This window comes from Achromobacter pulmonis (genome assembly GCF_002885955.2).
Lineage (GTDB): Bacteria > Pseudomonadota > Gammaproteobacteria > Burkholderiales > Burkholderiaceae_B > Achromobacter > Achromobacter pulmonis_A.
The window spans coordinates 545,813-566,756 of record NZ_POQS01000004.1; the positions used below are offsets into that span (position 1 = coordinate 545,813).

Annotated in this window: 20 protein-coding genes; 12 read left to right on the top strand and 8 right to left on the bottom strand. The window is 67.0% G+C overall.

The annotated features are described in order from the left end of the window. Window positions 1–169 precede the first annotated feature (169 nt). The 4 genes from rsmD (at window position 170) to C1I89_RS17760 (ending at window position 2,883) form a co-directional block, all read left to right on the top strand. On the top strand, window positions 170–736 hold the full coding sequence (gene rsmD, locus C1I89_RS17745) for a 16S rRNA (guanine(966)-N(2))-methyltransferase RsmD (RefSeq protein ID WP_102774172.1): 567 nt from the start codon (window positions 170–172) through the stop codon (window positions 734–736). 58 nt (window positions 737–794) lie between these two features. Further along, the gene (gene coaD / locus C1I89_RS17750) at window positions 795–1,298 is read left to right on the top strand and encodes a pantetheine-phosphate adenylyltransferase (RefSeq protein WP_102773965.1); all 504 of its coding nucleotides are present in this window, start codon (window positions 795–797) and stop codon (window positions 1,296–1,298) included. A 116-nt stretch (window positions 1,299–1,414) separates the two neighbouring features. Then, a complete protein-coding gene (locus C1I89_RS17755; RefSeq protein ID WP_043547072.1) occupies window positions 1,415–1,666 on the top strand; it encodes a YfhL family 4Fe-4S dicluster ferredoxin in 252 nt (83 codons plus the stop codon). Beyond that, a complete protein-coding gene (locus tag C1I89_RS17760) occupies window positions 1,663–2,883 on the top strand; it encodes a benzoate/H(+) symporter BenE family transporter (protein ID WP_168202181.1) in 1,221 nt (406 codons plus the stop codon). Before C1I89_RS17755 ends, C1I89_RS17760 begins: the two co-directional genes overlap by 4 nt. Window positions 2,884–2,890: 7 nt before the next feature. Here C1I89_RS17760 and C1I89_RS17765 read toward each other — a convergent pair whose 3' ends face one another. Further along, window positions 2,891–3,277: an MOSC N-terminal beta barrel domain-containing protein gene (locus C1I89_RS17765; RefSeq protein ID WP_102773966.1), complete on the bottom strand. Its 387-nt coding sequence runs from the start codon at window positions 3,275–3,277 to the stop codon at window positions 2,891–2,893. Continuing rightward, entirely contained in the window at window positions 3,274–5,769 is a 2,496-nt protein-coding gene (locus C1I89_RS17770) for an AsmA family protein (protein ID WP_102773967.1), read from the bottom strand. Before C1I89_RS17770 ends, C1I89_RS17765 begins: the two co-directional genes overlap by 4 nt. Window positions 5,770–6,032: 263 nt before the next feature. Between C1I89_RS17770 and C1I89_RS17775 the strand changes: the two genes are divergently transcribed. Together C1I89_RS17775 and C1I89_RS17780 are read left to right on the top strand one after the other, a co-directional pair. Then, window positions 6,033–7,631 (top strand): MDR family MFS transporter, encoded by a 1,599-nt coding sequence (locus C1I89_RS17775; protein WP_102773968.1) that lies wholly within the window; start codon window positions 6,033–6,035, stop codon window positions 7,629–7,631. Between the two features lie 3 nt (window positions 7,632–7,634). Further along, on the top strand, window positions 7,635–8,084 hold the full coding sequence (locus C1I89_RS17780; protein WP_102773969.1) for a MarR family winged helix-turn-helix transcriptional regulator: 450 nt from the start codon (window positions 7,635–7,637) through the stop codon (window positions 8,082–8,084). A 14-nt stretch (window positions 8,085–8,098) separates the two neighbouring features. On the opposite strand, the gene C1I89_RS17785 is transcribed toward C1I89_RS17780, so the two are convergent. After that, complete coding sequence (locus C1I89_RS17785; RefSeq protein WP_102773970.1) at window positions 8,099–8,989, bottom strand: LysR substrate-binding domain-containing protein; 891 nt, start codon at window positions 8,987–8,989, stop codon at window positions 8,099–8,101. Window positions 8,990–9,131: 142 nt separating this feature from the next. Here C1I89_RS17785 and C1I89_RS17790 point away from each other — a divergent pair, with 142 nt between their 5' ends. Genes C1I89_RS17790 through C1I89_RS17800 form a run of 3 tightly spaced genes read left to right on the top strand, consistent with a single transcriptional unit; the run spans window position 9,132 to window position 11,298 of the window. Beyond that, entirely contained in the window at window positions 9,132–9,755 is a 624-nt protein-coding gene (locus tag C1I89_RS17790) for a glutathione S-transferase family protein (protein WP_102773971.1), read from the top strand. Window positions 9,756–9,770: 15 nt separating this feature from the next. Further along, on the top strand, window positions 9,771–10,799 hold the full coding sequence (locus C1I89_RS17795; RefSeq protein ID WP_258231468.1) for an LLM class oxidoreductase: 1,029 nt from the start codon (window positions 9,771–9,773) through the stop codon (window positions 10,797–10,799). A 16-nt stretch (window positions 10,800–10,815) separates the two neighbouring features. Then, window positions 10,816–11,298: a GNAT family N-acetyltransferase gene (locus C1I89_RS17800; protein WP_102773972.1), complete on the top strand. Its 483-nt coding sequence runs from the start codon at window positions 10,816–10,818 to the stop codon at window positions 11,296–11,298. Window positions 11,299–11,403: 105 nt separating this feature from the next. Here the strand turns inward: C1I89_RS17800 and C1I89_RS17805 are convergent, their stop codons facing one another. After that, window positions 11,404–12,585 carry a lipid-transfer protein gene (locus C1I89_RS17805; RefSeq protein WP_102773973.1) on the bottom strand — a complete coding sequence of 394 codons (1,182 nt, stop codon included), beginning with the start codon at window positions 12,583–12,585 and terminating at the stop codon, window positions 11,404–11,406. A 92-nt stretch (window positions 12,586–12,677) separates the two neighbouring features. Between C1I89_RS17805 and C1I89_RS17810 the strand changes: the two genes are divergently transcribed. After that, window positions 12,678–13,514, top strand: a complete 837-nt coding sequence (locus tag C1I89_RS17810; RefSeq protein WP_102773974.1) for a hypothetical protein — start codon at window positions 12,678–12,680, stop codon at window positions 13,512–13,514. A 32-nt stretch (window positions 13,515–13,546) separates the two neighbouring features. Here the strand turns inward: C1I89_RS17810 and C1I89_RS17815 are convergent, their stop codons facing one another. After that, entirely contained in the window at window positions 13,547–14,521 is a 975-nt protein-coding gene (locus C1I89_RS17815) for a PDR/VanB family oxidoreductase (protein ID WP_102774175.1), read from the bottom strand. Window positions 14,522–14,547: 26 nt separating this feature from the next. Continuing rightward, window positions 14,548–16,107: a Rieske 2Fe-2S domain-containing protein gene (locus tag C1I89_RS17820; RefSeq protein WP_102773975.1), complete on the bottom strand. Its 1,560-nt coding sequence runs from the start codon at window positions 16,105–16,107 to the stop codon at window positions 14,548–14,550. Window positions 16,108–16,318: 211 nt separating this feature from the next. On the opposite strand from C1I89_RS17820, the gene C1I89_RS17825 reads away from it, so the two are divergent. Continuing rightward, window positions 16,319–17,032 carry a GntR family transcriptional regulator gene (locus C1I89_RS17825; protein ID WP_102773976.1) on the top strand — a complete coding sequence of 238 codons (714 nt, stop codon included), beginning with the start codon at window positions 16,319–16,321 and terminating at the stop codon, window positions 17,030–17,032. On the opposite strand, the gene C1I89_RS17830 is transcribed toward C1I89_RS17825, so the two are convergent. Together C1I89_RS17830 and C1I89_RS17835 are read right to left on the bottom strand one after the other, a co-directional pair. Further along, the gene (locus C1I89_RS17830) at window positions 17,024–18,340 is read right to left on the bottom strand and encodes an MFS transporter (RefSeq protein WP_102773977.1); all 1,317 of its coding nucleotides are present in this window, start codon (window positions 18,338–18,340) and stop codon (window positions 17,024–17,026) included. The two genes, C1I89_RS17825 and C1I89_RS17830, sit on opposite strands and share 9 nt — an antisense overlap. A gap of 71 nt (window positions 18,341–18,411) precedes the next feature. Then, the gene (locus tag C1I89_RS17835) at window positions 18,412–19,269 is read right to left on the bottom strand and encodes a class II aldolase/adducin family protein (RefSeq protein WP_102773978.1); all 858 of its coding nucleotides are present in this window, start codon (window positions 19,267–19,269) and stop codon (window positions 18,412–18,414) included. A 167-nt stretch (window positions 19,270–19,436) separates the two neighbouring features. Between C1I89_RS17835 and C1I89_RS17840 the strand changes: the two genes are divergently transcribed. Continuing rightward, entirely contained in the window at window positions 19,437–20,336 is a 900-nt protein-coding gene (locus C1I89_RS17840) for a LysR substrate-binding domain-containing protein (RefSeq protein WP_102773979.1), read from the top strand. The last annotated feature ends 608 nt before the right edge of the window (window positions 20,337–20,944 follow it).

Here is a 20,944-nt window from a genome sequence, read left to right on the forward strand (position 1 = left end):
CGGCGCGGGAGCCGGCGGGGCGACCGGCGCGGGCGCGGATTGCGGCGCCGATGGCGCGGGCGCGGCCGGCTCGGCCGGCGCGGGAACGGGATCTGCAACCTCCGGCGGCGGCGCGGGCTGGGCCGGCGCGGCGGGCGGAGGGGATTTTTTCTTGAAGAAGCGGCTGAACATGGGTAACAAGTATATTCGTATCGTAGGGGGCCAATACCGGCGCACCCCCATCGCCGTGCCCGACGTGGAAACCTTGCGTCCCACGCCCGACCGGGTGCGCGAAACGCTGTTCAACTGGCTCAATCACCTGTGGGGCGGCGAATTCGCCGACAAGCAGGTGCTGGACCTGTTCGCCGGCAGCGGCGCGCTGGGCTTCGAGGCGGCCTCGCGCGGCGTGGCGCACGTGCAGATGGTCGAGCGCGATCGGACCGCAGCGGCCGCCCTGCGGACGCTGCGCGATAAACTCAAAGCCGACATGATACGCATCCACGTGGGCGACGCCATGCAGGTCACCGAAAGAATGGATGCGTCGCGGTTCGACCTCATCCTGTTGGATCCGCCTTTCGGCCAGGGCTGGCTGCCCCGCCTGTGGCCGCTGCTGCCGGGCATCCTGACCGAGCGCGGACTGGTCTACGTGGAAGCGGAAAGCCCCATCGAAGCGCCCGAAGGATTCACGATTTTGCGGCAGGACAAGGCCGGCGCCGTCCACTATCACCTGCTGGAATTTGCTGCATTGCGCAAATAGATCAATAATCCGGGATTCGGAGGATGGTGTACACCACTAATAACGGTACGGAGCTCGCATGATCACCGCTGTATATCCCGGCACTTTCGACCCGCTGACCCGAGGCCATGAAGACCTGGTCCGCCGTGCCGCCACGCTTTTCGACAGAGTCGTGGTCGGGATCGCCATTAGCCGCAACAAGAAGCCTTTCTTCAACATCGACGAGCGCGTGGAAATCGCGCGCGAGGTGCTGGGGCACTATCCCAACGTGGAAGTGCAAAGCTTCGGCGGCCTGCTCAAGGACTTCGTGCGCGACCAGGGCGGACGCGTGATCGTGCGCGGCCTGCGCGCGGTGTCCGACTTCGAGTACGAATTCCAGATGGCCGGCATGAACCGCCACCTGCTGCCCGACGTCGAGACCCTGTTCATGACGCCCTCGGACCAGTATCAGTTCATTTCGGGCACCATCGTGCGCGAGATCGCCCAGCTGGGCGGCGACGTGAGCAAGTTCGTGTTCCCGTCGGTCGAGCGCTGGCTGCAGGAAAAGGCCAAGGAACGCCGCGAACAGTCCTGGCCGGGCTGAACCGCCGGTCCGATTTCTTTACCGCAGGGGCGTCCACGGCGCCCCTGCGTCGCGCCGCCCATCCGGGCGGCGGCGGTACAATGACGGTCGCCCCACCGCTCTTACCGTAGCCCGCCATGGCCCTGACCATCACCGAAGAATGCATCAATTGCGACGTTTGCGAGCCCCAGTGCCCGAACGAAGCAATTTCCATGGGCGAAGACTATTACGTGATCGACCCCGACCGCTGCACCGAATGCGTCGGCCATCACGACGAACCGCAATGCAAGGTGGTGTGCCCCGTGGAATGCATCGAACTGCATCCGCAATGGCATGAGGGCCAGGAGCAGCTCATGGCCAAGTACCGTCGCCTGACCGGTGCCGCATGAGCAATGCAGCCCAGTCCAGCATAGACCTGCCCCCGCCCCGCCACCGCGCCCGCCGCGACCTTTCCGCCTCCGCCGTCGCGGCAGGCCTGGTCGCCGTGCTGGTCAGCTTCGGCGGCACCGCCGTGCTGATGGTGCAGGCCGGCCACACCGCGGGCCTGGACGCGGCCCGCATCGGTTCCTGGATCGGCTCGCTGAGCCTGGCGTTCGGCCTGGGCGGCGCGCTCTACAGCCTGCGCACCGGCCTGCCCATCGTCATGGCCTGGTCCACGCCCGGGGCCGCCCTGCTGGTGACCGCGCTGGCCGGCGTGCCGTTCGACCAGGCCATCGGGGCCTTCGTGCTGGCGGCGGCGCTGACGCTGGCCTGCGGCCTGTTCGGCTGGATCGATCCCATCCTGCGCCGCATCCCCGGCGAAATCGCCGCGGCCATGCTGGCCGGCGTGCTGCTCAATTTCGGCATGGGCGTCTTCAGCAGCATCAACCAGCAGCCCGCGCTGGTGCTGGCGATGTGCGCCGCCTACCTGGTGTGCCGGCGCCTGGCGCCGCGCTACGCGGTGCTGGTGGTGATGCTGGTGGCCATCGCCATCGCCTACGCGCTGGACCTGATGCAGCTCGATCTGCTGGACTGGCGCCTCACCGAATTCGTCTGGACCACGCCCGCCTTCAGCGCGCAGGCGGCGGTCAGCCTGGGCATTCCGCTGTTCGTGGTGGCCATGGCTTCGCAGAACCTGCCGGGCCTGGCCATTCTGCAGGCCGCCGGCTACCGCCCGCCCGCGTCCCGCCTGGTGGCGGCCACCGGCCTGCTGGGCCTGCTGGCCGCGCCCTTCGGCGCCCACAGCGTCACCATGGGCGCGATCAGCGCGGCCATCTGCACGGGCCCCGAAGCCCATCCTGACGCTGGCAAACGCTATATCGCCGCCGCCACCTACGGCCTGGGCTATGTCGCGCTGAGCGTGGTGGCCGGCGCCGTCGCGGTGTTCTTCCAGGCCCTGCCGCCGGCCCTGCTGGCGGCCCTGGCCGGCCTGGCGCTGCTGGGCACCATCATGGGCGGCATGGCCGCGGCCATGGCCAATCCGCAGCGCCGCGAGGCGGCGCTCATCACGCTGCTGGCCACGGCGTCGGGCTTCAGTTTCTGGGGTATCGGATCGGCCTTCTGGGGCCTGGTGGCCGGCCTCGCGGCGCACGCGGCGTTCGAATACCGCCGCGCCTCCGCGTCGTAGAAAACGCTCAGGCCGGCCAGGCCGCCACCGGCGTGTCGGGGTGCACCTTCATGATGCGGCAGGGCACCTGCACGAAATTCGAGATCCAGGCCGCGGCCAGCTCGCCTTCGTCGACCACGTCCACGACCTGCTCGCCGACCCGCATGCTGTAGCGCACGCTGTCGTCGTCCTCGATCACGTCCAGCGGAATGTCCAAGCGCAGCATGCCGGGCGCCTTCAGCACCAGGTAGCCCATGCGCAGCTCGACGGCGACTTCAGCCAGGCGCGGGCACAGCTCGCGGTTGAGCCACTGCCCGGAATCGTTGGCGACCAGCCATTGGCGATGGTAGCCGGCGGCCTCAGGCTGCGCCGTGACGCCGCATTCGGCGATGGGTTGGAATGATTCCGCGCTCATTTGCCCAGCAGCCCCTTCAGTGCCTTGTCGATGCTTTCGCCGTTCTTGCCCTTGCCGCTGACCGCATCGCGCAGCTTGTTTTCAAGGCTGCGCTTGAGGATGGCGCCGACGGCGTCCTTCCACAGCAGCGTATAGCTCGGCTTGTCGAACGGCCCCTGGATGCGCACCGGAATGGTCACGTCCTTCAGGTCGATCAGTTCCTTGCCTTCGGGATCGGCGGCCGGATTGACCACGCGCGCGCGCGCCACCAGGTCCAGCTCGCTCTTGACGAAGTCTATGGTGGCCGGCTCGCCCTGCGTCACGCGCAGCAGCGGCGACACGACGTTCAGGCGCTTCACGCTGGCCACGCCCTTGGCGAACGCCAGGTCCGCTTCCATTTCGGAGAATTCGGTCTGCTTGCTGGTGTCGGCCGGCACGGTCTCGTCCTGCGACTCCGGCTTGAAGGCCGCCTTCAGTTCGCGCAGCGTCTGCGTCAGGTTGATGCCCTTGACCGCGCCGTCGCGCAGGCGCAGCTGCATGGTGCCGCCCAGGCCCGCCTTCATGGCGTAGGCGTTGGCGCCGGCCGTCTTCAGGTCCAACGCCAGGCTGCCCGTGCCGCTGAGCACGTTGCGCTTGGCCAGGTCCATCAGGAAGGGTTCGATCGCGATGCCCGCCAGCGACATCTTGCTGGCCAGCTGGTTGCCCTGCGCGGCGTCGACCGTCACGGCGCCGGCCAGCTTGCCGCCGTACAGGCCGGCCGTCAGGCTGGTGATTTCCAGCTTGCCCTTGTCCAGTTTCACCGTGGCGCCGACTTCGTCGGCCTTCAGGCCGCGCACCACCAGCTTGCCGACCTTCAGCGTGCCGTTGACGCTGGGGCCGACCAGCGCCGACAGGTCGATCGTATCGTCGACGGGCGCAGGCGCCGGCGCGGGCTGCGCCGGCTTGCTTTCGTCCTTCTTGCCTTCGGCCGGCTTGGCCGCCGGCGGCGTCACGGGCGGCACCAGCTTGTCCAGGTCCAGGGTGTCCACCACCAGCGCGAAATTGACGCGCGGCGCGTCGCTCAGGCGGGTGATGTCGGCGCTGAGGTCGAACTTGCCGCCCTCCAGCACCGCGTTGATCTTGCTGGTGGCCTGGTCCTTCAGCAGGTCGGCGGTGACGCTGCCGATCACCGGAATCTGCAGGCTGCCCTTGGGCAGGCCCGGATCGGTGATGTTCACGTCGCCGCGCAGCGCCGACAGCGCGCCGCTGCGCATCAGCAGATTCAGCGACAGCGGCGAGGCGAAGTTCAGCTTGACCACCCGTTCGCCGGTCTTGGACGTGCTGTCCAGCTTGGCTTCCTTGATGTCGAGTTCGCCGGCGTTGCCGCTGATGCCGTTCAGGCCGAAGCTGGCGTCCAGGCCGCTGACCCGCACGCGGCCGGTCAGGGCCTCGCCGGTGGCCGAGGCGGGCGAGATATTGAGCGCAGGCGCGTCCACGGCGAATTCGAACGGGCCGTCGGCCACGCCGCCCTTGGCGCGGATGGCGAGCTTCTCGATCTGCAGCTGGCGCTTGTGCGGATCGATGGACAGCTTGGGCATGGCCACGCTGGCGTCCACGTTGGTCGCGGCGGCGGCCGGATCGGTCACGTCGCCCTGGAACACGACTTCCAGGCCGGCCACGTCCAGCGCCGACTTGCGGCCGTCGAACGCCAGGTTGCCGCGCATGGCCAGGCTCTTGGCTTCCGCGCCCGGCAGCTTGCCGTCCATGCGCAGGTCCAGCTTCTGCGCCGCGTAGCGCTTGGCCGAGGGGTCCAGCGTCAACAGGGCCTGGCCGGTCAGGTTGGCGTCGACCCGCGGGTTGCCGCCTTCCACGCGCGCGGTCAGGCGCACGTCGAAAGGCTGGTTGAACGTGACGCGGCCGGTGTTGGCGTTGATCTTGGTGACGGCCACGGCCATGCCGCTGATCGCGTCCTGCAGCTGCACGGAGCCGTCCTTAAGGTCCAGGCCGGCGATGTCGATCTGCATATTGCTGCGCCGCGGCGGCAGGCTGCCGTTGGTGATGGCCTGCGCCGCGGTCTCGGCCGCGCCCACCAGCGCCTCGGCCGGGTTGGCCGGCACTTCGGTGACCGGCGCCGTGCCGCCCACCAGATTGCTGAAATTGAATTGGCCGTCCTTGCCCCGGATCACGCGGGCCTTCAGGCCGCTGATGGCCACGTGGTCCACCACGAAGCTGTTCGACAGCAGCGGCCAGACGGCAACCGCCAGCCGCGTGCTGTCGATGGAGGCGAAGATCTCGGAGCTATTGGGCTCGGACAGCGACACGCCCTGCACCGACAGGCCGATGCGGGGAAAGAGCGACAGCTCGATCTCGCCGTCTATCGTCAGCGTGCGCTGGTAGCGTTGCTGGACAAGCTCTTCGAGCTTGTACTTGTACGCGTTGGGGTCGAATGTCAGCAAAAAGATGGCCAGGCCAACGACGGCCACGACAACCAACACAACCAGGCCTATCAAAATGCGCTTGAACCACGTTTTCATTGCTGCCCCGTCGGTACCTCGACTGGAAATCTTCGAATGCCGCCCGCCGCGCCGCAACGCGGGGATGGTGCTTTACCGGTGGAAAAGGCCTGCCGGCAAGTCGCGCCGCAGGCCTGTCGAGAGGTGAAGACGCTGGCCAGGCCAGCGTACAGATATCGCTATCGTAACAAATCGGACCGCCGGCCGCCCAAAGCTGACGGCTTCCTGTCTGGCGGATTGTAGGGCTAGAATGTTTGATATATCAATCATTGATCCATCCAGTAATGCCCGCCCCCGCCTCATCCCCCCCGCATTCGCCCGGCCAGGTACTGCCCTTCCGGCAGACCCTGCTCGCCATGCTCGGCATGTGCTTCGTCATGATGATGGTCGCCATCGACCAGACCGTGGTGGGCACGGCGTTGCCGACCATTGTGGCCGAACTGAAGGGATTCGAACTGTATGCATGGGTAGCGACGTCTTACCTGCTGACCTCGGTCATCACCATTCCCATCTTCGGCCGCCTGGGCGACTACTACGGACGCAAGCCCTTCGTCGTGACCGCGATCGTGCTGTTCACGCTGGCCTCGGCGCTGTGCGGCGCGGCCGACAGCATGTTCGCCCTGGTGCTGGCCCGCGCGCTGCAAGGCATAGGCGGCGGCATGCTGGTGGGCACCGCGTTCGCCTCGATTCCCGACCTGTTCCCCGATCCGCACGTGCGGCTGCGCTGGCAGGTCATGGTCAGCGCGGCCTTCGGCATCGCCAACGCCGTGGGTCCGTCGCTGGGCGGCATGCTGACCGAACACTACGGCTGGCGTTCGGTCTTCTACGTCAATCTGCCCATCGGCGTGCTGGGGCTGTGGTTCGTCGCGCGCTACCTGCCGCGCCTGCGCAGCCACACCGACGGCCCGGTGCGGCTGGACTGGCAGGGCGCGCTGCTCATCGCGCTGGCGCTGGGCTCGCTGCAGCTGCTGGTCGAACTGCTGCCGCAGCAGGGCCTGAGCGCCGGCCTGCTGCTGCTGGGCGCGGTCAGCCTCGCCGCCTTCGCGCTGCTGTACTGGTGGGAAAAGCGCTGCCCGCATCCCCTGCTGCCGCTGGACATGTTCCGCAACCAGGGCCTGGCCATGCTGTTCACGCTGTCCCTGCTGGTAGGCGTGACCATGTATTCGCTGATGTTCTACGCGCCGCTGCTGCTGCAGGGCGGCTTCGGCCTGTCGCCGCAGCTGGCCGGCCTGCTGATCACGCCGATGGTGGTCTTCATCACCGTGGGCAGCATCGTCAACGGTCGCGTCATCGTGCGCATGCGCAATCCCAACTTCATGCTGTATTCGGGTTTCCTGCTGATGGCGCTCTCGTGCCTGGGCATCGTCACCACCCACAACTACACCTCGCACGCGCTCATCGCCGCCTACATGATGCTGGCCGGCGTGGGCATGGGCTTCATCATGCCCAACCTCACCGTCTTCGCGCAGCAGACCGCCGGCCGCAGCCACCTCGGCATCGCCACCGCCCTGCTGCAATCGCTGCGCATGGTGGGCGGCATGCTGGGCACGGCCATCGTCGGCACCATGGTCAGCCACCGCTATTTCAACGGCGTCGAGTCCACGCTGCGCGGATCCTCCGCGCAATGGCTGCCCCAGCTGCGCGATCCCCAGATGCTGGTCAACCCCGAAGCGCAGACCCAGTTCCTGGCACAATTGGCGCACCAGGGGCAGGACGGAACCTCGCTGATCGAGATCGCGCGCGTCGCGCTCGTCGGCGCCATCCATGAAGGGCAGCTCATCGCCCTGGTCGTCGCCGTCTTCGCGCTGTGGTGCGTGCGGCGCGTGCCCCCGGTTCAATTGGTCCGCCCCGCCAAGGCGGAACCGGCCAGCGTCGGAGATTAGCTTTTGTCCAAACAGCAACAAGGCCTGCAGGTCATCCAGCACATGGGGCAGACCTACCGCGTCATGCAAAGCGCCTTCAGCGGCCGCGTCGGCCACGCCCTGCCGCGCTGGCGCATCCTCCTGGCCCTGCACGAACGCGGCCCGTGCTCGCAGAAGCACCTGGCCGAACGCTGCCGCCTGGACCCCGCCTCGCTCACGCGCCAGCTGCAGGCCATGCAGAAGCTGGGCTGGATCTCGCGCGCCGTGGACCCGCAGGACAACCGCCTGACCAACGCCAGCCTCACCGCGGCGGGCCAGGCGGTGGTGGACGCCGCCCTGCCCAAGCGCGCGGCCTTCTTCGAAGAATCCCTCAAGGGTCTGTCCACGGCCGACATCGACGCGCTCAACCGCGTCCTGAGCCAGCTGGAACAGAACTTCCTGCGCGCCGCGGCCGACAAGCCCGCGCAGCGCTGAACAGGCATCGCGGCTCAGGCCGGCTGCTGCGCCTCTTCCTCCAGCCAGGCCGCGAACGCCGCCGCTTCCGGACGCCGCGCGACATCCGGCAGCATCACCACGTAATACGCGAAGCGCGCCGGCCACGGCCGGTCCAGCGCCAGCGCCAGCCGCCCGGCGGCGATCTCCTCGCCCGCATATGCCTGCGGCACCAGCGCCAGCCCCTGGCCTGCCGCCGCCGCGCGGATCAGCAGATAGTCCTCGCCGAACGCCGTGCCGCGCTCGGCGCGCGGGTCCGCGGCCACGCCGTGCGCGGCCAGCCACAAGCCCCAGTCCGCGCGGCAGCCGTCCTGCAATAGCGGATAGGCCAGGCAGTCGGCCGGCTCGCGTATCGGCGGCCCGTCGGCCAGCAGCGCCGGACTGGCCACCGGCAGCAGCACCGGCGCCATCAGCGGCCGCGACTGCAGGCCGGGATAGCTGCCCAGGCCGTGGCGGATCGCGATGTCGACCCGGTCCCGATGCAGATCGACCAGATCGGCCACGGCCTCCACGCGGACCTCGATATCCGGATGCCGGCTGGTGAAGCGCCCGAGCCGCGGCACCAGCCACGACGCGGCGAACGAGGCCATGGTGCTGACGGTAAGCGTCTTGCGCGCGCGGGCGGCCTCCAGCGTGCGCAGCGCCGATTCGATCTGGTCGAACGCCGTCAGCAGGCCGGGATGCACGCGCGCCCCGGCCTCGGTCAAGGCCATGCTTTGCCGGCCGCGCGTGAACAGGGGCAACCCGACCCGCTCTTCCAGCAGCCGGACCTGCTGGCTGACGGCGCCCGACGTCACCCCCAGCGCGGCGGCGGCCCGCTTGATGCTGCCGTGGCGGCCGACCTCGGTGAAAGCGCGCAGCGCCAGAAGCGGAAAAACAGGATTCATGATTTAGCCTAGCTAAACACAGCGTGCAGATCAAATCGTTTTATTTCCCGGAATTCCACGTTCAGAATTTCCACCAGGAAATGCCTCCGAGTTTAGCCGAGCTTCTTGCAGAAAGAACCCTCGGCCCCTGAACGGACCCGCCATGATCGATCTCTACACCGATAGCTCCCCCAACGGCTTCAAGGCCACGATCGCCCTTGAGGAACTGGCGCTGCCCTACCGCCTGCACCACGTCCGCATCGGGGCCGGCGAACACCGCAGCCCCGAGTTCCTGGCGCTCAACCCGCATGGCCGCATCCCGGTCATCACCGACGACGAAACCGGCGTCACCCTGTTCGAGTCCGCCGCGATCCTGCTCTACCTGGCCGAAAAGGCCGGCCGCCTGTTGCCCGCGTCCGCCGCCGCGCGCTGGGAAGCCATCAAGTGGCTGCAATTCCATGCGTCCAGCGTCGGCCCCATCATCGGCCAGCGCGTGCATTTCGAGCGCTTCGCCGACGCCCCCATCCCCGCCGCCATCGAACGCTACCGGCGGCTGACGGAAGACGTATTCGGCGTGCTCGACCGCCGGCTGGCCGAGCATCCCTACCTCGCCGGCGACGACTACTCCATCGCCGACATCGCCCACTTCGGCTGGAGCCACATCGCCCGCATCATCGAGTTCGACTTCAGCCGGCACCGCCACCTGAGCGCCTGGCACGAGCGCATCGCGGCCCGCCCCGCCGTGGCCCGCGGCATCACGCTGCCGGCGCCGGCGACCGACGCCTGAAGGAGCGGACGCCACATGGATAATCCGCTATCCGCGGCGGGCGCCTCGCACGCCGCGTTCCAGTCGCATCCCGGCTACCGCCGCATGTTCGCGCCCGAACGGCTCACGCTGGGCGTGTTCCTGCCGCTGCGCTTCTACGCCGGCGACATGCAGGCGCTCGCCGGGCAGGCCGACCTGGTGGCCGAGATCGACCGGCGCGGCTTCGCCGCCGTCTGGGTGCGCGACGTGCCGCTGTTCGACCCCGCCTTCGGCGACGCCGGCCAACTCTTCGATCCCTTCACCTACCTGGGCTTTCTGGCGGCGCGCACCCGCAGCATCGCGCTGGCCACGGGCAGCGCCATCTTCACGCTGCGCCATCCCATCGATCTGGCCAAGGCCGCGGCCTCGCTCGACCGGCTGTCGGGCGGCCGCCTGGTGCTGGGCATCGCTTCGGGCGACCGTCCCATCGAGTTTCCCGCGTATGGGCTGGAACATGGCGAACGCGCCGAGCGCTTCGCGCAGGCGGTGGCCTACTTCCGCCAGCTCATGCGGCCCGGCCTGCTGGCGGTGGATTCGCCGCTGGGCCGGTTCCAGCGCGCCGCGCTGCTGCCGCAGCCCGCCGCCGGCGCGATCCCCCTGATCGTCACCGGCGCCAGCGGCCAATCGCCGGCCTGGATCGCCGAACATGCGGACGGCTGGCTGACCTACCCCGACGCCACCCACACCCTCGAAGGCCCGCAGCGCCTGGCCAACAAGATCCGCGCCTGGCGCCAGCGCATCGCCGACGGCGGCTTCCGGCCGCACATGACCAACGAATGGCTGGACCTGGCCGACGACCCCGACCACCCGCGCACGCCGCTGCAGGGCGGCTACGTGCTGCGCACCGGACGCAAAGGCCTCATCGACCTGCTGCACGCCTGGCAGACCGCGGGCGTCAACCATGCCGCGCTCGGCATCCAGTTCTCGCAACGGCCCGCGGCCGAAGTCATCCAGGAACTGGCCGAGGACGTGCTGCCGCATTTCCCCTCGCATCCCGGGCCGGCGCCGCTGCCGGCCGCGTGGTGAACACAAGGACATCGACATGAATGCCGACGCAATCACCATCCGGAATCTCGACCCGGGCGACGAGGCCCAATGGGCGGCGCTCTACCGCCGCTACGCCGCGTTCTACGAAGTGGACATCGACGACGCGGCGCTGCGGCGCACCTGGTCATGGCTGATGCGCCCCGAACATCCCGAGGAAGGCGTCGTCGCCGAAACCGCCAGCGGCGAACTGGTGGGGCTTGCGCACTACCGCCCCTTCCCCAAGCCGCTGCTGGGACGCGACGCGGGTTACCTGGACGACTTGTACGTCGCCGCCGGGCACCGTGGCCTGGGCATCGGCCGAGGCCTGATCGCCGCGGTGGCGTCCATCGCGCACGCCCGCGGCTGGCCGCTGCTGCGCTGGATCACCGCGCGCGACAACCACGACGCCCGGCGGCTTTACGACGGCGTGGCGCGGGCGACGGACTGGGTCAGTTATGACTTGAAGCCGGGCGGGTATGGGGGGGTGGCCAGGTCGTAGCGCCACGGCAGCCAGTCGGGGGCTTGCCAGATATGCCGATAATCGCCGCTGTTCATGCGGTGATTATGGACAGATTCGCCGCAGCGGCAACGCCTGGTCCGTAATTCAGGCCCTCTCGTACAAGGTCACCACGCAGGCCCCGCCCAGCCCCAGGTTGTGCTGCAGCGCCAGCCGCGCGTCGGGCGCCTGGCGGGCGTCGGCGGTCTGGCGCAGTTGCTGGACCAGCTCGGCGCATTGCGCCAGGCCCGTCGCCCCCAGCGGATGCCCCTTCGACAGCAGGCCGCCCGAGGGATTCGTGACGACCCTGCCGCCATAGGTGTTGTCGCCGTCCACGACGAACTTCTCGGCCTCGCCCAGGCCGCACAGGCCCAGCGCCTCGTAGCTCACCAGCTCGTTGTGCGCGAAACAGTCGTGCAGCTCGACCACGTCGATATCCTGCGGGCCGACGCCGGCGGCTTCGTACACGCGGTCCGCCGCCTCTTTCGCCATGCTGAAGCCCACCACCTCGCGCATGTCGCGGGCCTCGAAGGTGACGGCCCGGTCGGTGGTCATGGCCTGCGCCCGGATGCGCACGCTGCGGTCCAGCCCGTGCCGCCGCGCGTATTCCCCGGAGCACACGACGGCGGCGGCCGCGCCGCAGGTCGGCGGGCACGCCATCAGCCTCGTCATCACGCCAGGCCACAAGACAGGCGCTGCCATCACCTCTTCCTCCGTCACGACGGTGCGAAACAAGGCCATCGGATTGTTGGCGGCGTGCCGGCTGGCCTTGGCGCGGATTTTCGCGAAGGTCGACATGCTGGTGCCGTACTGGTCCATGTGCGCCTTGCCCGCGCCGCCGAAATAACGCAAGGCGAACGGAATCCCGTCCTGGCCGACCAGTTCCTGGGTGGCCGCGTCGAAGCGCTCGAACGGACTCGGCCTGTCCTGGAACACCGTGCCCAGCGCGCCGGGATTCATATGCTCGAAACCCAGGGCCAGCGCGCAGTCCGCCGCGCCGCCGGCCACCGCCTGACGCGCCAGGAACAGCGCCGTGGAGCCGGTGGAGCAGTTGTTGTTCACGTTGAAGACCGGGATGCCGCTCATGCCGACTTCGTACAAGGCCCGCTGCCCCGCCGTGGAATCGCCATAGACGTAGCCCACATAGGCCTGCTGCACCTGCTCATAGGCAAGCCCCGCATCCGTCAGCGCGGCGCGCGCCGCCTGCGCCGCCATCTCGTGGTAAGGCGCATGCCGGCCGGGCTTGGCGAAGGGGACCATGCCCACGCCGACGACGTATACATGACTCATTGTAGTCTCCTCTTATTCGATTCGCAGGCCGTCCCAGATTACTAGGATTGGGGGTACATTAACGCCCGTTACGAATAATCGAGAATAGAAACATGTTGAAAGCCTGCCGCGGACTGCTGCTGCTCGGAATCGTCGCGTCACTTGCCGGATGCGACAAAGGCGTGGACCTGCGGCTGTCCACGCAGAACGCGCAGGCCTACCGCGCATCGCTGGACAAGGCCTGGCCCGACATGACGGCTGCGCAGCAGGACGCGTACAACTGGGCCATCGGCGGCTGGGTGGCCAACGGCTTCAGCCTGGAACAGCTCGCCGAAAAATATCCCGGCCTCACGCCGCGTTCCGTCATCGTCGGCGAAAGCGAGGAATACATCCGCGGCAAGACCCAGGAGGCGGCCAACGCCCAGGCCGCCATCACGCACAACGCCGACAGGTTCGCCAAGGAAGAAAAACTGGTGCAGCAGGCCGAAGCCGAGCTCGCGAAAGTCACCGCCAAAGCCCTGGACCTGAAAACCGACCGGTCGCTCTTCTCCGAAGTCAACTTCAGCTACGAAGTGGCCAACGCCAGCCGCTACAACATCGCATCGGCCGACTGGGACGCGTGGCTGTTCATCAACGACGAACAGACCTCGGACCGGCATTGCCGCGTCCATGGCTACTACCAATCCAAGGGCGGCGTGCCGGCCGGCTCCACCAGGACCGCGAACTTTTCCGCCGGCTTCATGGATTGCCGCAACTGGGCCACCTTGGAAGTGCAGAACGCCAAGGCCAGGTACGTGCAGATCAAGCTGGTCAACGACTCGGTCAAGAACTTCGACGAACGCAAAGTGCTGCCCGTTTTTTCGCCGACCCGCGCGTACTACGAAAAGGTGGCCGCGGATGCGAACAAGGCGATCAAGATCGCGGCCCGGCACAGAAGCGCCATCGAGTGACGGCCACGCGCCGGGCTGCTGCGCCGATCCCGCTACAGGTCCAGCACCAGGCGCGAACTCGTCGCGCGCGAGCAGCAGACGGTGAGGCAGTGGCTTTTTTCCTCGTCGCTCAGGATGTAGTCCCTGTGGTCGACTTCCCCTTCCAGGTACTCGACCTTGCAGGCGCCGCACAAGCCGGACAGGCATGAAGTCGGCACGCGGTGGCCGGCCAGTTCGATGGCGCGCACGATCGTCTGGTCCGGCTCGACCATCACGGAAATGCCGGCCCTGGCCAGCCTGACTTCGAAGCCGCCGCTGGGCGGCGCCTCGGACGCGGGACGCTCGGGCGCCCTGAAGTGTTCGCTATGCACCGTGCCGGGCGGCCAATGCTGCGTCGCGTCGGCGCATGCCTGCATGAAACCGCCGGGGCCGCAGTAATAGACGTGGTGGCCTGCGCCGGGATGCGCCAGCAGGGCCTTGATGTCCAATCCGCGCGTGAAGTCGCCGCCATCGAAATGCAGGTGCAGCGCGCGCTCGGGAACCAGTTGGCGCAGCTCGTCGACGAAGGCCGCGTGCTGCGCGGTGCGCGCGCAATAATGGAACTCGAACGACCGCCCGGCCCGGGCCAGCACGTGCGCCATGGCCTTGAGCGGCGTCACGCCTATCCCGCCGGCCAGCAGGATGGCGTGACCGGAATCCGGCGCCAGCGCAAACGCATTGCGCGGCATTCCCACGGGCAGCAGGTCCCCGACCCGCAGCGATTCATGCATGGCCCGCGACCCGCCGCGCCCTTTGGGTTCGCGCAGCACGCCCAGAATCCAGCGCGACCTGTCCTGCGGATCGCCGGCCAGGGAATAGGAACGCATCAGTCCCCCGGCCAGGTGCACGTCGACATGCGCGCCCGCCTCCACCGCCGGCAGCGGCAGGCCTTCGGGGTGGACCAGCTCGAAGGCGTGGATGCCTTCGGCCTGCATCCGTATTCCGCGGACCCGCAATTGCAGCAGCTCCGTCCCGGCGCGGCCGTCCATCACCACGCCTTGCGGCAGCGGCGCGTTCACGCCTGCCTCCGCGCGAGTACGTCCTGCTGCAATGCCTCCATTTTTTCCATGACGAAGCCGGCCCGTTCATCGCCCTTCATGCCGTCGGCTTCGGTCAGGATCTGCACCACCTGGCGGGCCAGATGGCGGCGCAGCGTCACTTCCTCCTGCGTCGTGCGTCCCACGGGCAGGTCGAACACATTGCCCGAGCAATAGCTGTTGGGATGCCCCGCGCACTCGCGCAGCCATTGGGCGAATTGCTCGGGACCGGCATTGGGGTTGGATCCCCGGATCGCATCGCGCAGCAGCTTGCGGAACACATACAGGCCCGCGTCGAATTTCGTGGGGTTCTCCAGCGCGTGGATCGCGATGGGCCGCTGGCTGATGATCGCCTCGTAGTCGCCCGGCGCGTACTGGGCGTCCTTGTAGTTTTCCCGGGCGCGGTGATCCGAGGGAATGGGCGGCATGTCCTCCAGCTTGTATTTGCCGAACCGCTCGGGGCGGCGCATCGCCACCTGCCCTTCCAGAAAGTCGATCGTCTCGTAGCCGACCAGGCTCTTGTCGCCGATGCCGCGCGTGTCGATGCCCGGCCCCATCACGCGCCAGCCGATCATCTTGCTGTTGTGGTCGTCGACGGGAACGGTCCAGCGGATCATGTGGAAGCGGCTGAACAGCTTTTTCTTCTTGCCGTCTTCCGAGGTGTAGGCGTGCAGGCTGAAGTTGGGCAGCACCTGGTGCTGCACGCGGATGTGCATATGGCCGTCGTCGGCCCGGCGCGCGCCTGCGCAGGCCAGGCCGCGGCCGCCGTGCACGGGCACGAACTGCATGTCGGGCGGCACTTCCATCGTCGCCGCGCCCACTTCGTCGAACGTGGTGCCCTGATAGTGTTCGCCGGTGACCTGACGTTTCGCGTGCAGCGCCATGGTGTGATAGTTGTCGGCCGCGTTGTCCTGGACCTGCAGCCAGTTGCAGTGCTGGAAATTGCTGTAGGGCACCAGTTCGTCGCCCTCGGCGACGGTGAAGTCGCCTTCCCACTGCGGAAACGGCGGTTCCTGTTCGGGCGGGCCCATGTAGGCGAAGACCAGGCCATTGCGCTCGAAGGCCTTGTAGGCGCCCTGCCTGATCGAGCAGCGATAGCGCTCGCCCTCTTCCTCCTCGCCTTCCGGGAACGGCACGCGCAGACAGGTTCCGTCCACGTCGAAGACCATGCCGTGATAGCAGCAGGAAATGCCGTGCTGTTCGATCTTGCCGTATTCCAGCGAAGCGCCGCGATGCACGCAATGCGCATGCAGCACCCCGATGCGGCCGCTGCCGTCGCGGAACGCCACCAGTTCCTCGCCCATGATCTTCAGGAAGCGCGGCGTGTCGGTCAGCTCCATCGACATGCAGATCGGATGCCAGAAGCAGCGCAGGTACTCGCCGGCCGGCGTGCCCGGCCCCACTTCGGTCAGCTCTGGATCATGCCCCGGGATCCTGTTGGTGTAGTACCCGCCGAAAGGGACCAGCTTCTTCTCTGTCGTCCCGCCCGCGCTGGTGTGAGGGTCGCGGCCAAACTGTTCCTGGATCTTGGGGCTCATTTGCTGTCTCTCTGGAAAAGCGCGGAAATGCGCATTATTTTTGAACTCTGAACTCTGTATTCAGAGTTCGGTATTCGAAGAATATAGTAAATTGCGGTATGGCAGATCCAGGGTTTTCCCTGCGCCGCGGTGTCCGGATGTAAACCGGCAGCCGCGTCCGCGCCCGGCCCTCTGCCGTTTCAGCCACCCCTTGCAAGGTAGAATCGCCCCCATGCGCCTGCCCCTCGAGAAAATCCCGTCGCGAACCGATTTCGTCGATACCGTCTACCGTGTGCTGCTCGACGCCATCACGGACGGCTCCATCGGCCCGGGCCAGCGGATCACCCAGGAAGAAATCGCCGACCAGCTCCATGTGTCGCGCTCGCCCGTGCTGCAGGCGCTGCTGCTGCTCAAGAAAGACGGCTTCATCGAAGACGCGCCGGGCCGGGGCGTGCAAGTCGCGCAACTGAAGCCCGAATGGGTCGGCCACCTCTACCAGGTCCGCGGCGCCCTGGACGCCCTGGCGGTCCGGCTGGCCGCCGAGGCCCGCTGGCAACTGGATCCCGAACTGATCGAGGCCGGCCGCCGCGCGGTCCGGAAGCAGGACCTGAAAGCCATCATCGACACGGACCTGGCGTTTCACTCCGCCATTTATGCCGCCTCCGGCAACCCGCTGATCGCGCAAAGCGCCGACCACTACTGGGTGCACCTGCGCCGCGTTATGGGCGCCGTGCACCGGGTATCGCCGCACCGCGACACGATCTGGGACGAACATGCCGCGATCGCGCAGGCCATCGGCCAGGGCGACGCGGCGCGCGCAGTCCAGCTCAGCGACCGGCATATCGAACTCGCCCGCTCCAACCTGCTCGCCAAACTGGACGAGCTCTTTGCACAAAGTCCGGAACCGGAAGCGCGAACCCGCCCAGGCCTGTCTCCGCTACGCTGAGCGGCGCACGTTCACCAGCTTGGCCGGCACCGCGAACACCAGCAGGCTGCCGAACACCAGGCAGGCCACCAGGGCAAGCACGCCCGCGCCGGTGCTGGCGGTCGCGGTCTGCGCCCAGCCGATCAGGTAAGGGCTGACCACACCCGAGACGCTGCCCACCGAATTGACCAGCGCGATGCCGGCCGCGGCCGCCCCGCCGCTCAGGATGGCCGGCGGCAACACCCAGAACTGCGAAATCGAGGCCATCACGCCGACCGTGCCTATCGTCAGGGCGATCAGCGCGAAGGTCGTGTTATGGGCGTACACCACGCTGCCGTACAGGCCTATCGCGGCGAGCCCGCCCGCCGCAAACAAGTGCCAGCGACGCTCGCCCGTCGCATCGGAACTCCGGCTGAACAGAATCATGCCTATCGTGGCCGCCAGATAAGGCACGGCCGACAGCAGTCCGACGTCGAAGTTGTCCGTCACGCCGCTGGCCTTCACCAGGCTGGGCAGCCAGAAGCTGATGCCGTACAGCCCCATCGTGAAGAAAAAGTAGAGACAGCTCAGCAGCAGCACCTTGGGATTGGTCAGCCCGTCGCGGATCGAATGCAGATGCTGGCCCTGCTGTTCGGCCGCCAGGTCGCGCTGGATGCGCGCCTTCTCGGCCTCGGTGAGCCACTTCGCATCGGCGACCTTGTCGTCCAGATAGAACCACGCCATCGCCCCGACCAGCAGCGTGGGCAATCCTTCCAGCAGGAACAGCCACTGCCAGCCGGCCCAGCCGGCCGCGCCATCGAACCGGTGCATGATCCATCCCGACAACGGCCCGCCGATGACGCCGGACATCGGAATACCGGTAAGGAACAGGGCCGTCACCTTGCTGCGGCGCTTGTTCGGGAACCAGTAGGTCAGGTACAGCAGGATCGCGGGAATGAAGCCCGCCTCCGCCACGCCCAGCAGGAAGCGCAGGATATAAAAGCTGACCGGCCCCGACACGAACATCATCCCGGCGGAAATAATGCCCCACGTGACCATGATGCGCGCGATCCAGCGCCGCGCGCCGACCTTCAACAGGATGATGTTGCTCGGCACCTCGAACAGCAGATAGCCGACGAAAAAAATCCCCGCGCCCAATCCATAGACGGCGTCGCTGAAACCCAGATCGCTCGACATCTGCAGCTTGGCGAAGCTGACGTTGATTCGATCGAGATACGCGCAGACATAGCATAGGAACAGAAACGGAAGCAGCCGCCACGCAACCTTGGAATAGGTCGCGCCTTCGTCATCGGTACGGGCGAGGCTGGGCCCAGCGATATCGCTGTACATAGGTTGTCTCCAAGTATTCTTTTTGAACCGGCGCGAACGAGCGCCGCGCCGGCGTCCGACCGCGGCCTTGCTCAGTCGAACATGTCGGGCTGGGATAGCGCCAGATGGTCGTAAATCGGCTGGAAGTGCAGCCAGCCGATGTATTCGGAGCCCACGTGCTCCCGGCTGTAGCGTGAACGTTCTGCGCTGACCAGCGCCGGCTTGATGCCCGTCGCCTCGACCATCAGCTGCTGGCGGCAGCACCGCTCCAGCGCAATGAACCAGAACGCGGCCGATTCGATGCTGTGCCGGCTGGCCGTCAACAAGCCGTGGTTCTGATGGATGGCCGCTTTCACGCCCTTGAACCAGTCGCAGACCGCCAGTCCGGCGCGCTCTTCCACCGCAACCTGGCCCGCCTCGCTCTTGATGACCACGTGGTCCTCGAAGAACGCCGCGGCATCCTGGGATATGGGTTCCAGCGGCCGGCCCAGCGCCGCGAAGGCGGTTCCATACACGGTATGCGCGTGGCACATCGCCACGATGTCCGGATGCGCCTCGTGCACGGCGGCATGCAGCACGAAGCCGGCCCGGTTGATGGCGTGCCTGCCCTCCACGACCTTGCCCTTGTGGTCGGCCAGGATCAGGTTCGACACCTTCACCTGGCTGAAATGCACGCACATGGGATTGGTCCAGTACAGCTCCGGATGCTCGGGATCGCGCACCGTCAGGTGGCCGGCGAAACCGTAATCGAAGCCCTCCAGCGCGAACGCGCGGCATGCCGCCACCAGCCGCTGCTTGAGATGCAGCCGCTCTTCGGCCGCGCTGGAGAACGAGGGCAGCTCAGGGTAGATCAGCCCCTGCTGCTCGGGCTGGTAAATCGAAACACGGCCATCGGCCAGCAGCGGCTGGCTGGATCGAGGCGGCATGGCGCGGTCTGGTATGGCTGACATGATGAATCCTCTTCTGAAGTAAACCCGATGCGGTGCACAAGATGGGCGCGCCCATCCGTCGCCGGACCTCAGAATGTTCGATCAGCGCTAACATGATGACAACCGATAGATGTTCACGTTTGGATGAATGGCATTCACATGAAAATCCGGCTGCCGCCAAAGGCCCTATGAGAAAAATCCCCAACTTCGTCCTGCTGCGCGCGTTCGAAGCCGCCGCCCGGCTGGAGAGCTTCACCCTCGCGGCGCACGAACTGCATCTGACGCCCTCGGCAATCAGCCACCAGATACGTGAACTGGAAGAAAACTTCGGCACATCCCTGTTCAGGCGCAGCCACCGGCGCGTCGAACCGACGCCCGAAGGGCATCGCCTGCTTCAGAGTCTGACGCGCATCATGGACGCCCTGGAAGCCTGTTGCGCGGAAGTCAGCCTGGCGCCCAGCGGCCAGGTTCTTTCCGTCTATTGCGCCCCCAGCCTCGCGGTGAAATGGCTGGGGCCGCGCCTGCCGGGCTTCATGACCGACAACCCCGACATTACGATCCGCCTGTCCAGCGGCGCCGAACCCATGGACCTGACGCAGGCCCGCGAGCTGGACATCGCAATCTCTTATGGCGTGGCGCTGCAGCGTCCCGGCATCGAAATCACGCCCCTGGGATGCGAGACCATCGTGCCGATGTGCGCGCCCTCGCTCAAGGGCCGCAGGCGCAACTGGCGGCAGCTCATGACCGAACTGCCGCTCATCGATTCATCCTTGAGCCAGGTCAGCTGGCACGACTGGTTTTCACTGAACGGACTGAACCTGCCGCAGCGCAACCGGCCGTCCTTCGACCGCGGCGCATTGTCGGTATCCGCGGCGGTGGACGGCATGGGCGTCATCCTGGAGACGACCCGCTTCGCCGAACGCGAACTGGCCCGCGGCGAACTGGTCGAGGCCGGCCGCAACGAGTTCGAGCGGATTCTGCGTGAAACGCATTTTTTCTCGCAACGGATCAACGAGCGCCGGGCGGAGAAGATCGTGCGATTCAAGGATTGGTTGTTTGAAGAGTTGCGGGCTTCGGATGGGGGGTAGGGAAACGGTGGTTTCCGTTGAGGTCCTGGCCCGCAACGTCTGCGTTGGGGATTCGGTCAGACGTTGATCACACGTTTAAACGTTGATCGGTTGGCAAAGGGCCGTGAATGCTAGATTTCGCGGGGAAATCGGGCCACGGCCTTTGCGGGAATCGCTGGAAGTACCCCCAGTTGTACCCCCATAGGGGTATCGGGATGATAGATCAGTCTGGATGCGGGTGCCAGCGCTGCGCCTGCCGGATAAAACGGGTATGGCGCAGACCGCATTGTTAGCTGACGCATGGAGCGGTACGCGATGAGATGCAGGGGAACGGGCCGCTGTGGCCCAGACCTTGGAGAACTCTCATGGCAGACCATCACACCGCCCACAACCCGCTGGGGCAAGACGCCCTGTTCACTACGCCGGCCTCGCTCATGCTGGATGCACGTCTCACGCCGCTGGAGCGCAATGGCTGGCAGGTGCTGCGCATGCTGCGCTCTGCCGAGGGCATCAGCCCGCTGGCGAATCTGGGGCAGTTGCGCCGCTATCTCACTTCCACCCCGCTGGGGCAGAGGGCCGGCTACGAGACGGCCCGGCGCGTCCTCGTTGTGCTTCGGCTGACAGGCTGG